General features: G+C 46.9%; 12 protein-coding genes. 9 read left to right on the forward strand and 3 right to left on the reverse strand.

The features are described from left to right. Positions 1-188: 188 nt before the first annotated feature. Complete coding sequence (locus CSHOW_RS04740) at positions 189-2738, reverse strand: YhdP family protein (RefSeq protein ID WP_002947915.1); 2550 nt, start codon at positions 2736-2738, stop codon at positions 189-191. On the opposite strand from CSHOW_RS04740, the gene mltG reads away from it, so the two are divergent. The 9 genes from mltG to CSHOW_RS04785 all read left to right on the forward strand — a co-directional run bounded on the left by mltG (position 2668) and on the right by CSHOW_RS04785 (position 11269). Further along, positions 2668-3630, forward strand: coding sequence for an endolytic transglycosylase MltG (gene mltG / locus CSHOW_RS04745; protein ID WP_171992808.1), 963 nt, complete (start codon positions 2668-2670; stop codon positions 3628-3630). The two genes, CSHOW_RS04740 and mltG, sit on opposite strands and share 71 nt — an antisense overlap. A 64-nt stretch (positions 3631-3694) precedes the next feature. After that, positions 3695-5911, forward strand: a complete 2217-nt coding sequence (locus CSHOW_RS04750; protein WP_002947900.1) for an NADP-dependent isocitrate dehydrogenase — start codon at positions 3695-3697, stop codon at positions 5909-5911. Between the two features lie 12 nt (positions 5912-5923). Further along, the gene (locus CSHOW_RS04755; protein WP_002947898.1) at positions 5924-6811 is read left to right on the forward strand and encodes a lactate/malate family dehydrogenase; all 888 of its coding nucleotides are present in this window, start codon (positions 5924-5926) and stop codon (positions 6809-6811) included. Between the two features lie 54 nt (positions 6812-6865). Next, entirely contained in the window at positions 6866-7537 is a 672-nt protein-coding gene (locus CSHOW_RS04760) for a CHAP domain-containing protein (RefSeq protein WP_418656673.1), read from the forward strand. A gap of 297 nt (positions 7538-7834) precedes the next feature. After that, positions 7835-8146, forward strand: a complete 312-nt coding sequence (locus CSHOW_RS04765) for a 4Fe-4S binding protein (RefSeq protein ID WP_002947892.1) — start codon at positions 7835-7837, stop codon at positions 8144-8146. Further along, the gene (locus CSHOW_RS04770; RefSeq protein ID WP_002947891.1) at positions 8143-9303 is read left to right on the forward strand and encodes a 2-oxoglutarate synthase subunit alpha; all 1161 of its coding nucleotides are present in this window, start codon (positions 8143-8145) and stop codon (positions 9301-9303) included. Before CSHOW_RS04765 ends, CSHOW_RS04770 begins: the two co-directional genes overlap by 4 nt. After that, complete coding sequence (locus CSHOW_RS04775; protein ID WP_002947889.1) at positions 9293-10138, forward strand: 2-oxoglutarate ferredoxin oxidoreductase subunit beta; 846 nt, start codon at positions 9293-9295, stop codon at positions 10136-10138. The genes CSHOW_RS04770 and CSHOW_RS04775 overlap by 11 nt, the downstream gene beginning before the upstream one ends. Further along, entirely contained in the window at positions 10135-10695 is a 561-nt protein-coding gene (locus tag CSHOW_RS04780) for a 2-oxoacid:acceptor oxidoreductase family protein (RefSeq protein WP_002947888.1), read from the forward strand. Before CSHOW_RS04775 ends, CSHOW_RS04780 begins: the two co-directional genes overlap by 4 nt. Positions 10696-10777: 82 nt before the next feature. Next, positions 10778-11269 (forward strand): flavodoxin domain-containing protein, encoded by a 492-nt coding sequence (locus CSHOW_RS04785; protein WP_002947887.1) that lies wholly within the window; start codon positions 10778-10780, stop codon positions 11267-11269. Between the two features lie 422 nt (positions 11270-11691). Here the strand turns inward: CSHOW_RS04785 and CSHOW_RS04790 are convergent, their stop codons facing one another. Beyond that, positions 11692-12465, reverse strand: coding sequence for a hypothetical protein (locus CSHOW_RS04790; RefSeq protein WP_002947885.1), 774 nt, complete (start codon positions 12463-12465; stop codon positions 11692-11694). After that, positions 12466-12984 carry a hypothetical protein gene (locus CSHOW_RS04795; protein WP_002947884.1) on the reverse strand — a complete coding sequence of 173 codons (519 nt, stop codon included), beginning with the start codon at positions 12982-12984 and terminating at the stop codon, positions 12466-12468. It abuts the gene before it with no gap. Positions 12985-12992 lie beyond the last annotated feature (8 nt).

Consider the following 12992-nt stretch of genomic DNA (forward strand, 5'->3'; position numbering starts at 1 on the left):
GGGCTTTGTTTTCGATTCGGTTTTTGCCGTATTTAAGTATGGCGCTCATGCTTGCCATTTAGAAATATCAAAGACTAAATTTGCCAATAGCCCGCGAACGCCTTGCACAGTCGAGCGGCGCGGGGTATCAAATTTGGCTTTATTTAACCCGCAAACTAGCAGCGCAGACGCCTGGAAGCTCGTCAAATTTACTCAAATATCAAAAACGGCGCTTCGAGTACGTTTCTGATTATCTTAAACGGCGAGAGTAGCGTGTCTTGCAGGATTTGCGTCGAATACTGCGGCTTTTGCAGAGTTCCACGCACCTTGATGACGGTTGATAGCGTGCGGTCTTTACCCAGCACGATCTGATTTATGAGCGGGATTTTGTCGATGATGGAGCTAGCGTCCTTTAGCAGCTTTAGCTCCAGATCCACGTCGATCTCTTTGGTTGCGAGATTTATCGTGCCGTGACCGCCGATATCAGCGCTCGAGCTCTCTAACTCGATGGCTAGAAACTTTAGCACATCGCCTTTTTTCTCAAACAAAATTTTGCCAAATTTCACGGGATACCCGTCCGCGCCGAAGTCCGGTGTTTTAAACACGAGCAGGGACGGCACGGAGTTTAAAAACGTCAGAAGCTGGTTGTAAAACGTATAGTCTTTTAGCGTGGCGCCGATTAGTCTCACTTCGCCTTTGAAATCATTCGTCCCGCCGCCTAAAACGCGCATTTTAAAGCTGCCGCCCTCAAAGCTTTTGATGTTAAAGATCGAGTTGATAAACTCGCCTCTGATGTCGTTTGCCCACATTTCAAATTTTTTGTCCGATTTTATGAGCGAAAAGTTGCCGCGAGCGGGCTTTGCGTCAAATCTCACCGTCCCGCCCGCGCTCTGGCCGCTGTAGGCTAGCAGGTCTAGAGTCGCGTTGAAATCATTTAAAATCAGCTTTGAGCCCTTGGCCTCAAACTCGATGTCGCCGTCTTTGTCGGTCAAATTTTCATCTCCGCTAAGCGCCAGATCAAGCTCCTTTATAAAAAGCTCCGTTTTACCGCCCGCGATTTTGAAATTTAACCCGCCGCTTTTGCTTTTGCCCGTTGCGCCTTTTGCGTTTACGTCGATGGTAAAGCTATCGGCGTCATATGGCGAGCCGTCTTTTTTAAGTAGCGGAGTTTCAAATTTGACGCCGTTAGCCTCGATGCTTAGATTTTCAAAATCCTTGGTTTTTATATTTACGCCGCCTTCAGAGATTTGTAGGCTTTTTAGCAGCGGCGAGTAGGGCAGTAGATCGCGCGAGTCGGGTAAATTTATCTCGTTTTGCGCGCCGAATTTTAAACCCACGGTAGCGGGCGAAGCGATATCTAGCTTCGTATCCTTGCCGCTAAAATCAAGCCTAGCAGCAAACGGCGTCGCGCCTAGCTTTAAAATTTCGCTCTTGCCAAATGCTAAATTTAGCCCTTTTAGCGTGCCGTTTATGTCGCCTGCGAGCTTTCCTAGATCGAGATTTACCGCTGCGTCCGCGCTAAAAAAGTCCATCCCCGTATTTTTTGCACTTACCTTTAGTTTGTCGTTTAAAAGCTCGACGTCTGCGGTTTCGACGTTAAATTTAGCTCCCGCGATCAGAGTTTGCCCGCCGGTGATCTTAAATTTGCCCTTAGGCGTCACTTCTAGCGGATCAAATTTGATATCAAGCGCGAGTTTGGCGTCCGTTTTGCCGCTTAGCTGCTCAACGGGAACTTCGATATCGTAGGCCTTTAGTATAGAGTTTACGCTTTTGTCGTAGAGGGCCGAGGTTTGCAGATTTAGCGTGAGTCCCGCGCCTTTTTCCTCGAAAATTTTATAGATTTCAAGATTGCTTCCGTTTAGATTTTTGCCCTGCCATTTTGGGTTTTTTAGCGTGAAAAACAGCGAACCCTTCTTTAGCTCGACATCGACTCCTTCGGCGGTCGCGGCGGGTAGCTTTTCGTGAAATTTAACCTTTACGTTTTTAGAAAATCCCTGCGCGCTAAGCTCGTTTAGATATGGTTCTTGCTTGTTTAGGTCAAATCTACCCCGAAGCGATTTTACGAAGTAGTTATCCGCCGTGATGTAGCCGTAGATCCAGCTTTTTATCTCTTTATCTAGCCCAGTTTTTGCGCCCAGCTCGTCCATAAAGCCCCGTAGGCTAGTCGCGTTTATGTCGCTTAGCTCGTATGTTAGCTCGGCTTTTTTGAGATTTACGGTAGCGTTTCCGTTTAGCTCGTGGCTAGAAAAAGTGCCGTTAAAATCGTAAATTTGGCGCCTCAAATCGGCATTGCTAACGCCGCTTAAAGTGATGTTAAAGTCCTTAAACTCGAGTAGATAAACGTTTGCGGTTATGCCGTCTTCGGTATCTTTAAAATTTGAGCTAACCGCCAAAAACGGGCTATCCAGATAAAAAACGTCGTCTCTGTAAAATAGCGTGGACTCGCTGTTTAAAAATTTGATGCGCTCGAGTAAGATTTCTTCAAACAGCCTGTCGATCCAGACGATGTTTTTGGAGAGGTCAAGTAGCGTTTCCTCGGAGCTATCCTTGGCGCTTTGTTTAGGTATCTCTATATTTTTCGCGCGTAAAATTATTTTTTTATCGAGTTTTATATATAATTGCTCTATTTTAAAGTCGCCCGCGTCGATATTTTCTATCATGGCGCCGTGTTTTAGGACGGCTATAAAAATGACGAATATCAAAACCGCGGGGATCAAAATGCGCCAAATTTTCTTCATTATCAGCGAGATGATTTTCATATTTTTTCTGAGCTTTCTTGTTTATCTTAGCCGCCCGGTGAGCGTGAGCGAGGTCATTTTCGTGCCTCAGGGCAGTACGCTCGCGATTATATCATATCTAAGCGAAAAAAATACGGACGCAAATAAATTAGACGCCGTGATCTTGCGCGCTATGGGGCACGTGCAAGCAGGCTGGATAGACCTGGGCGCGGCAAAGCTTAGCAAGCTTGATTTTTTATACAAGCTCACGACCGCAAAAGCGGCCCTAACGCAAATAACGCTGATTCCGGGCGAAACGACGGCCGTATTTTTACAAGAGGTCGCAAAAAAGCTAAATTTGAGCGAGGCGAAGCTAAATGAATTTTACGCCAAATTTGCTCCGCTAGAAGACGGCTTTTTGGTGCCTGAGACCTATAAAGTGCCTCTTGGCGTAAACGAAGAACAACTAGCGGCGCACCTCGTAAATTTATCTAAAAAATCCCACGAAAAAACGGCGACCGAGCTACTGGGAAGCTATGACGAAAAGCACTGGAGCGAGTATCTGGTTACTGCCTCGGTCGTGCAAAAAGAGGCCGCGAGCGAGGATGAGATGCCACTTGTGGCCTCCGTCATACAAAACCGCCTAAAAAAGGGCATGAAGCTACAAATGGACGGCACGCTAAACTACGGACTCTACTCGCACGAGACGGTCACGGCCGAACGCATACGAAGCGATAAGAGCAAATTTAACACCTATCTAAACGAAGGCCTGCCGCCAAGCCCCGTCTGTACCGTGGGTCTAGCGGCGATAAGGGCGGCGATAAGGCCGGCGCAGAGCGAGTTTTTGTACTTCGTGCGGGATAAAAAGACGGGCAAGCATAAATTTAGCGTAACCTACGATGAGCACGTCGGCGCGATAAATTCCCAAAAATAGCGCGCCAAAAGGCGTTTTAATATAAATTTGGATAAGATTTTGCGAAATTTATTTAGGAGGAAAGATGAGCGACATCGTCTATACTAGAACCGATGAATCCCCGCTGCTTGCTAGCTACTCGCTTTTTCCGATCCTGCAGGCATTTTTGCGCTCGGGCGGCATAGAGATAGTCCAGGCCGACATAGGGCTAGCCGCGCGGATCATCGCCGCTTTTAACGACAAGCTACCGCCTGATCTACGCGTAAGCGACGATCTGGAGATGCTGCGAAATTTGACGCAAGAAAATCGTGCGAATATCATCAAGCTGCCAAATATCTCGGCAAGTTTGCCTCAGCTAAACGCCGCTACCATGGAGCTTCGTGCCAAAGGCTACGATCTGCCGCCATGCCCGTCCGAGCCGCAAACGCCTGAGGAAAAAGATACTGCCGCTAGATACGCCAAAGTGCTAGGAAGCGCGGTAAATCCAGTGCTGCGCGAGGGCAACTCAGACCGCAGATGCGTCGGTGCGGTAAAACGCTACGCCCGCGAAAATCCATATAAAATCACCCCTTTTGAAAAAGACAGCAAAACCGAAGTCGCCTATATGAAGGGCGGAGATTTTTACTCCTCCGAGCGCTCGATTAGCTTTGAAACGGATGAAAATTTACGCGTGGAGTTTATCTCAAAAAGCGGCAAAAAACGCGTGCTAAAAGAAAATTTAACGGTAGAAAAAGGCGACATAATCGACGCTAGCTTTATGAGCGCAAGTAAGCTAGACGCCTTTATAAAAGAGCAAATCGCGGACGCGAAGGCAAAAAATTTGCTCTTTAGCGTGCATCTAAAAGCTTCGATGATGAAAGTGAGCGATCCAGTGATTTTCGGGCATTTTGTGAAGATTTTTTTCGCGGAAGTTTTTGATGAGTTCGCAGACGAGCTAAAAAGCGTAAACGTCAGCGAAAACAACGGGCTAAAAGACCTTTTTGCCAGGATTTTAAATTTGCCTCAAGCTACGCAGGAAAAAATCAAAGCCAAATTTGATGAAATTTACGCAAAGAGGCCGAATTTAGCGATGGTAAACTCGGCCGCAGGCGTTACAAATTTACACGTTCCTAGCGACGTTATCATCGACGCCTCGATGCCGGCGATGATAAAAAACGGCGGCAAAATGTGGGATAAAGAGGGTATAGCTCGCGAAACTAAAGCCGTGATACCGGATAAAACCTACGCTGTGGTTTACGAAGCCGCGATTGCGGATATCAAGGCAAACGGCGCGCTAGATCCCGCTAAAATCGGCAGCGTCTCAAACGTAGGTCTAATGGCTAAAAAGGCCGAGGAGTACGGCAGTCACGATAAAACCTTTGTAATGAGCGAAGCGGGCGAGGCGCGCGTGCTAAACACCAAAGACGAAATTTTATTTAAATTTGAGCTAGAAAAGGGCGATATATTTAGGATGACGCAGGTTAAAGACGTCGCCGTGCGAAACTGGGTCGAGCTAGCGCTAAAACGCGCGAAAATCACGGGACAAAAGGCGATATTTTGGCTGGACAAAAACAGGGCTCACGACCGAGAAATCCTAAAAAAGGTAAGAGCGCAGCTAGCTAGCATGGATATGAGCGGGCTTGATATAGAGATATTGTCTCCTGCGACTGCTTGTAAAAAATCGCTTGAGATCATGAGGCGCGGCGAGGACTGCATCAGCGTCACGGGCAACGTCTTGCGCGACTATCTGACCGATCTTTTTCCGATCTTGGAGCTTGAAACCAGCGCCAAGATGCTCTCTATCGTGCCGCTACTGGAGGGCGGAAGTATCTTTGAAACGGGAGCCGGAGGCAGCGCGCCAAGACTCGCCGAACAGCTGCTGGAGCAAAATCACCTAAGCTGGGATAGTTTGGGCGAGTTTTTGGCTCTGGGCGCTAGTCTTGAGCAGTTAGCCGGCTTTAAGCAAAGCCCTGAGGCGCAAATTTTAGCAGATACGCTAAACGCGGCCGTAGAGCGCTATCTAAAAGAAAACAAAGTTCCGCGGTTTGAAGTGGGGCAGCTAGATACGCGCACGAGCCATTTTTATATCGCGCTTTACTGGGCGATCGAGCTTGCCGCTAGCGGTACGCAGCTGGGCGATAAATTTAAACTCGCCGCCCAAAATCTCGCGCAAAACGAGAGCGCGATCGTGGCCGAAATAAACGCGGCGCAAGGACAAAAGGTCGATATCAGCGGATACTATAAGCCGGATGATAAAAAGGCGAGCGCGGCGATGAAGCCGAGCGCGACGTTTAATCAAATTTTACAAAATCAAATTTTATAAAAAAGGAAAAAAATGAAAATTTCAGTTATCGGAGCCGGAAACGTAGGCGCGAGTGCGGCTAGCGCTATTTTGCTAAGAGGCATAGCAGACGAAATCGTACTGGTGGATATATTTGGCGACGTGGCGCGCGCAAAGGCGATCGATCTATCTCAGAGCGCGGCGGTTTTTGGTCTGGACGCGAGCGTTGCCGGCGGGGATGATTTTGAGCTGATCGCAGATAGCGATATAGTGGTCGTGACCGCCGGAAGTCCTAGAAAAGAGGGGCAGACTAGAGAGGATTTGCTGCTAAAAAACGCAGGCATCGTAAAAGGCACGGTGGAGAAAATCGCTAAATTTGCTCCAAACTGCGTCATCATAAACGTAACTAATCCGCTTGACGCGCTCACGTATCTAGTCTATAAAACGAGCGGTTTTGATAAAAGCAGGGTGCTGGGGATGGCTGGCGAACTAGACTCTGCGCGCCTAAAATACGAGATCTCTCAAAAAACGGGACTAAAAAACAGCGCATTTAGCGCACACATCATAGGCTCTCACAACGACGATATGGTCGCGCTACAAAGTAACGTGAGCGTGGATCTGGGCGGCGAATTTGACGCGGTAGCGCAGGAGGCAAAAACTGGCGGCGCAAAGATAGTTAAGCTACTTGGCACGTCGGCGTATTACGCTCCTGGCGCGGCTGCTGCCAAGATGTGCGAGGCGATAAAAACCGGCAGCGAACAGTGGCTAAGCTGCTGCGTGATAGAGGGCGAGTGCGCGGGCGGTAGGCTCGTTAAGCTAGGCAAGGGCGGCGTGCGCGAGATCAAACAACCAAGCGCGGAGGAAAAAGCGGCTCTTGAAAAAGGCGAATCGCAAACGGCTGCAAATATCAAATTTCTAAAAGAAAGCGGGGTAATCGCGTAGCTGATGCTTGTAAATTATAAAATTAAAATTTACGCCCTATTTTTAGCGGCTTTTATGTCGGGGTGCGCTAACGTTTCGTCAGGCACTCCCAAAAATACGATGTTAACGAAGCAAAGTAAAACCCAAGCTACTACTTCGCTAGAAAAGGATAAAATCCAAAATTGGGGAAGCAAGACATTTTATGGTAAAACCGGCGACCGACTCGACGCAAAAGAAACGGCCCTGCTAAATCTCCTGCAAGGATATATAGGTAAAAGAGACGGCGGCGACTGCTCGGGCTTTGTGACGCTTATAAATAAAAAATTAAATCGAGACTTTTTTGACGAAAAAGAGCTTGATAAATTTTACACCAAGCACGGTCTAAAAAGCGAAGCTATGTTTAAGCTTTACGAGAGTAAAAATCTGATCGCCTTTGACGATCCGAAGGTTGGAGATTTAGTATTTTTCAACAACACGACTAGAAGCACGAAAAATAACAAAAAAGCAAAAATCGTCACTCATGTAGGCATAGTAAGTAGTGTAGAAAAAGATGGCACGGTTGGCTTTACGCATAACTCGAGAGGCAAAAATGCGGTGGATTTTATGAATCTAAAAAATAAAAACACGCGTAAAAAAGGCAACAAAGAGCTAAACTCCTATGTCGTATCTTGCAAAAATAACAATACGTCGTGTCTTGCGTCAAATAGATTTGCGGGATTTGGCAAAGCCAGCGTAAGGAGAAACTAAGTTTAACCGATTTTTGCTTATCGCTTCAAATTTACCGCCGTATCCGTATAAATTCGTCATCAAATTTACGGATCAGCGGCGATAAATTTGACTTCTAAAATTACTCTATGCCAAATTTTGCCGCAATGGTCGTTAAATTTGAGTCAATAAGCACAAAAACATCCGCACGGGCGTTTCAAATTTGCTCGTTTTCATACAAAAAATCTCCAAATTTTATTTTACTATCCGATTTAAATACCAAATTTAACTTAAATGCTATAAAATTATCGTTATGAGTTAAATTTGATAAGGAAAAATATGCTGATAAAAACTGACGCCCCCGTCTGGGTCGATATCTCGCGCTGTAAGGCGTGCGATATCTGCGTGAGTCGCTGTCCTGCGGGCGTGCTGGCGATGGCCGTCGAGCCGCGCGCGGTGCTAGGCAAAACGATCGAAGTGGTGCATCCGGAGGCCTGTATCGGGTGCAGAGAGTGCGAGCTGCACTGCCCCGATTTTGCTATTTACGTGGCGGAGAAGGGATTTAAATTCGCCAAACTAACCGCCGAAAGTAAAGAGCGCGCGACCGCCGTAAAAGAGAATAAATTTGAAAAATTAGAGGCGGAGCAATGAGCGAATTTTTAAATAATAACGGCGGCAAAAGAGAAATCATCGCTAGCGGCAACGAGTTAGTCGCGCTTGCGGCGGTTGAGTGCGGGTGCAACTTTTTCGGCGGTTATCCGATCACGCCAAGCAGCGAGATCGCACACGAACTAAGCGTGCTGCTGCCAAAGCACGGCGGCAAATTTATCCAGATGGAGGACGAGATCGCAGGCATCTCGGTGGCGCTTGGAGCCTCGATGAGCGGCGCAAAGGCGATGACTGCAAGCTCGGGCCCCGGCATCTCGCTAAAGGCCGAGCAGATCGGGCTTGGCTTTATCGCGGAGGTGCCGCTGGTGATCGTAAACGTCATGCGCGGAGGCCCTAGCACGGGGCTACCTACCCGCGTGGCGCAGGGCGATCTCCTACAGGCGAAAAACCCGACTCACGGCGACGTAAACAGCATCGTTATCGCGCCTTCAAGCCTAGAGGAGTGCTATACGCAGACCGTTCGCGCGTTTAATCTCGCCGAGCGGTTCATGACGCCTGTGTTTTTGCTACTAGATGAAACGATCGGACACATGCATGCAAAGGCCGTATTGCCGCAGATTAGCGAGCTAGAGATATACTCGCGCAAGCAGTTTGGCGGCGATCCCGCGGACTACCGTCCGTATAAAGCCGCGCCCGACGAGCCCGCTACACTAAATAAATTTTTCGGCGGTTACCGCTATCACGTTACGGGTCTGCATCACGGCGAGACGGGTTTTCCGACAGAGGACGGCGCGGTCGTGGACTACAACATCAAACGTCTTTTTAACAAAATAAACGCGCACGCGCACGAGCTTGAGCTCTGGGAGGAGTTTATGCTAGATGACGCAGATATTTGCATTATCGCGTTTGGCTCCGTAGCCCGCTCGGCAAAAGAGGCAGTGCTAAATTTACGCGAAAAAGGCGTAAAAGTAGGGCTTTTTAAGCCTATCACGCTATTTCCGACGCCAAGCGCAAAGTTGCGCGAGATCTCGGCTAAATTTAGCAAAATTTTGATCTGCGAGTTAAATTTGGGTCAGTACGCTGGAGAGATAATAAAAGCTACTCTAAGAGACGACTTTAAAACGCTGCTAAAAGCCAACGGTCGTCCGATCAGCCCGCAAGAAATCGCGCAAAAAATAGGAGAATTTGATGGCATTTAACTACGATAACTACCTACGCACGGACAAAATGCCGACTCTGTGGTGCTGGGGCTGCGGCGACGGCGTGATACTAAAGGCGCTAATCCGCGCAATCGACAAACTCGGCTGGGACATGAACGACGTGTGCGTGGTCTCTGGCATCGGCTGCTCTGGGCGCTTTAGCTCCTATATCAACTGCAATACCGTCCACACTACGCACGGGCGCGCGATCGCCTACGCCACGGGTATCAAGCTAGCAAACCCGGACAAACACGTCATCGTGGTAACCGGCGACGGCGACGGACTAGCAATAGGCGGCAATCACACGATCCACGGATGCCGCAGAAATATAAATTTAAACCACGTTTTGATAAATAATTTCATCTACGGACTAACAAACTCCCAAACCAGCCCGACCACGCCGACGGGCTTTTGGACGGTGACGGCACAGTACGGCAACATCGATCCAAATTTTGACGCGTGCAAGCTCGCAGCCGCCGCAGGAGCGACCTTTGTAGCGCGCAGTAGCGTGATAGAGCCCTCAAAGCTGGAAAAGATATTTGCCGATGGCTTCGAGCACGACGGATACAGCTTTTTTGACGTATTTTCAAACTGCCACATAAATCTAGGCCGTAAAAACAAAATGGGTCAAGCAACGCAAATGCTCGAGTGGATCGACGGTCGCACGGTGAGCAAGGCTAAATTTGACGCGATGAGCGAGGATGAGCGGGAGGGTAAATTTCCGCTCGGAGTGCTGCACAAAAACGAGTCGCGCATGGAGTACACTAAGGCCTACGACATGGTGATAAAGGCCGCTAGAGACGGCGAGAAAATCGACTTTGGAGCGCTAAAATGAAAAGGCAATTAAGATTTGTCGGAGTGGGCGGTCAGGGTGTGATTTTGGCTGGTGAGATCTTAGCCGCGGCTAAAATCGAGGAGGGCGGATACGGCGTCAAAGCCTCGACCTACACCTCGCAGGTACGCGGCGGGCCGACGAAGGTCGATATCATCTTAAGCGAGCGCGAGATATTTTATCCGTACGCAAACGAGGGCGAGATCGAGTTTATGCTCGCTACTGCGCAGGTTAGCTTTGAGCAGTTTAAAGACGGAGTAAAAGAGGGCGGCATCATCGTCGTGGAGCCAAATTTGGTTCGCGCTAGCGACGAGGACAAAAGGCGCTGGAAAATCTACGAAATACCGATCATCTCCATCGCCAAAGACGAGGTCGGCAATGTAATAACCCAAAGCGTAGTCGCGCTCGCAGTGGCCGTGCAGATGAGCGGTTGCCTGGATACCGAGCTAGTTAAACGCGTAATGCTCTCAAAAGTGCCTAAAAAAGTCTATGCCGAAAATGAAAAAGCATATGAGCTGGGAATTAAATACACCAAAATTTGCATAGAAAACGACAAATAAAAGCGTGATTTGAAATAAGATAAATTAAGTATCATTTCGTTATAATTCAGGTATTAATTTATTTGATTTTAAGGAGAACGAAATGAGCGTTGGTATTTTTTACACGACGACAAAGGGGCACACAAAGAGCGCGTGCGAGTATCTAGCGGGCAAAATAGGAGCACAGCTAGTTGATGTAAAGAGCGCTGGGGCGGAGGATTTTGCTAAATTTGACGTTATCATCGTGGCGGCACCTAGCTACGGCGACGGCGAGATACAGTCTGACTGGGCGGAGAAACTGCCGCTTTTAAAAGCGGGAAGCAAAGGCAAAAAAGTAGCCATCGTAGCCATCGGCAATCAAGCCAATCACCCCCAGACGCTCTTTAGCGGCGCGGTGGATTTTCTGCCGTATCTAAAAGATGCGCAAATCTTTGGCGCTAGCGACGTGGATGGATATAAATTTAACCACTCTGCATTTTTAGTAAACGGCAAATTTATCGGCCTCGCGCTTGACGTTAAGGGCGATGAAAACTACGCAAAACGCATCGACAAATGGGTCGAGGAAAATAAGCCTACTATCTTAAATTTATTTTGATTTTCTTGCCGCCTTGCCAAAAACGGACAAGGCGGTTTTACTTCTTTTTTTGTAAATAAAATTTCACAAATACGATTCGTTAAATTATTATGTCAAATAGTAGTCGATAGTATCCGCTTGCATGTTTGGCTGGAGTAAATTTCATTTTAGACATTGCGAGTTTTCGAGCGTAAATTTATCGCATTAAATTTAACTTACTCACCGCGGTTTTTAAAACTAGTGCAAAATTTGATTTGCAGCAATAAACTCGCCCGTATTTTACCGCTAAAACGTTTAGATAAAGTGACAAACCTATCAAATTTGAATAATTGCTGCGATAATTTTGCAAATAACAGCAAAGTTATGTTTGACCAAAAAAAGGCCAATCTAAGCTCTTGATATACGAAATTTAGGTTGCTAGTTTATCCTGGCTCGTAGCAAATTTACTTGCCAAAAAGCCTCTTTATAGCGCCGAAAAAGCCGCCCGAGCTCTCGTTTTTATCGCTTTCATTTTTCTTTTCACCCAGCTTCATCGCTTCGCTTAGTTGCTGAGCTGCCGTATCGGCGTAGATAAACGCGCCTTCCGGGTCGCAATTAAAAAGATTTGAGTAGCACTCAGAATCATTTAAATCAATCGGGTTGGGTATAATCACGTCTGTCGCCTCAAGCAGCCCGTAGCCGTTTTCTACGCTAAATTTAACTGCGCTCAAAAACGCAGGCAAATTTTGCGCGTAAAAATTATCCGTTTTTTGCTTGATATTTTCATCGGCATTGTAGTCCTGCCAAAATTTAGCCAAATTTGATGCGCTTATAAATGCGCCAGACGAGTAGTTTCCGTCAAATTCGCCTGTAAATTTTGCTTTTATCTCGGGCGGTATGACACCGCTTATGTCGCTTAGATACTGCTTAAATTCGCCATGCTCCTCCGCCAAAAAGCAAAACGCCGTGCCGCGCGTGTAGAAGTATTTTCTAAAAAATCCCTGCACGGCGGCGAGTATGTAGCCGTGTCCCGTCGAAAAGCTCTCGTCATCTTTGGTTTCAAGCGCGATTTTAAGAGTATCGATGTATTTTTGCGCGTAAAAATCCTCTATGCCGTACTCTTTTGCGAGCCTTTGCGCGACCGACCAGTCGCCCTCTCGCGCGCTTTTTAACGCATCAAAATACCACTGCTTGATCTCGCTTTCGTTGATCGGATGATAACTCACGTCGTAGCCCATTTATCGCTCCTTTGTGTTTTCTTGGTTTTTTGTCTTAAATTTGTCCCGATTTAATAGATAATAAGTCGTCCTGGACAAGAAGTGTAAAAACGAAACGTATAAGGCTATCGGTATAGAAAATAAAAATGCAGATATTAGTAATAAACTCCATAATATATCGCTAGCTGGCTTAAAAAAATCTATGTAGTAGTAACTTCCAGCCATGCTGCCTTCATTCCAGCCTTCAACATTGCATAAAAGTAAAAAATTTATAAATAATAAAATACCCAAAAGCACAAAATATTTACAGTTTCGTAGTCTTGGTATCAAGCCGTAGATGAGACATATAATGATATTGGTAAGTATTAAAATTTTAAATCCAACCGCATCCCTATCATCATAAGGAGCAACAAAAGATAGAGTTAAAAAGCCGGCAATAAGTCCGATTATATCAACTATTATCGGAAGGGGATTAGTGTTTTTGTTACTCTGCTTATTTTTTAAAAATAGCAGCTCAAGTTCATCTCTTCGTTTTTCCATATTTTAGC

This window comes from Campylobacter showae (genome assembly GCF_004803815.1).
GTDB classification, from domain to species: Bacteria; Campylobacterota; Campylobacteria; order Campylobacterales; family Campylobacteraceae; genus Campylobacter_A; species Campylobacter_A showae.

Excerpts from the sequence above, each read along its gene's own strand:
- CSHOW_RS04755 (WP_002947898.1), top strand. The coding sequence starts at position 5,924 with ATGAAAATTTCAGTTATCGGAGCCGGAAACGTAGGCGCGAGTGCGGCT.
- CSHOW_RS04760 (WP_418656673.1), top strand. The coding sequence starts at position 6,866 with ATGTCGGGGTGCGCTAACGTTTCGTCAGGCACTCCCAAAAATACGATG.
- CSHOW_RS04750 (WP_002947900.1), top strand. The coding sequence starts at position 3,695 with ATGAGCGACATCGTCTATACTAGAACCGATGAATCCCCGCTGCTTGCT.
- mltG (WP_171992808.1), top strand. The coding sequence starts at position 2,668 with ATGACGAATATCAAAACCGCGGGGATCAAAATGCGCCAAATTTTCTTC.
- CSHOW_RS04770 (WP_002947891.1), top strand. The coding sequence starts at position 8,143 with ATGAGCGAATTTTTAAATAATAACGGCGGCAAAAGAGAAATCATCGCT.
- CSHOW_RS04780 (WP_002947888.1), top strand. The coding sequence starts at position 10,135 with ATGAAAAGGCAATTAAGATTTGTCGGAGTGGGCGGTCAGGGTGTGATT.
- CSHOW_RS04765 (WP_002947892.1), top strand. The coding sequence starts at position 7,835 with ATGCTGATAAAAACTGACGCCCCCGTCTGGGTCGATATCTCGCGCTGT.
- CSHOW_RS04785 (WP_002947887.1), top strand. The coding sequence starts at position 10,778 with ATGAGCGTTGGTATTTTTTACACGACGACAAAGGGGCACACAAAGAGC.
- CSHOW_RS04740 (WP_002947915.1), bottom strand. The coding sequence starts at position 2,738 with ATGAAAATCATCTCGCTGATAATGAAGAAAATTTGGCGCATTTTGATC.
- CSHOW_RS04790 (WP_002947885.1), bottom strand. The coding sequence starts at position 12,465 with ATGGGCTACGACGTGAGTTATCATCCGATCAACGAAAGCGAGATCAAG.
- CSHOW_RS04775 (WP_002947889.1), top strand. The coding sequence starts at position 9,293 with ATGGCATTTAACTACGATAACTACCTACGCACGGACAAAATGCCGACT.
- CSHOW_RS04795 (WP_002947884.1), bottom strand. The coding sequence starts at position 12,984 with ATGGAAAAACGAAGAGATGAACTTGAGCTGCTATTTTTAAAAAATAAG.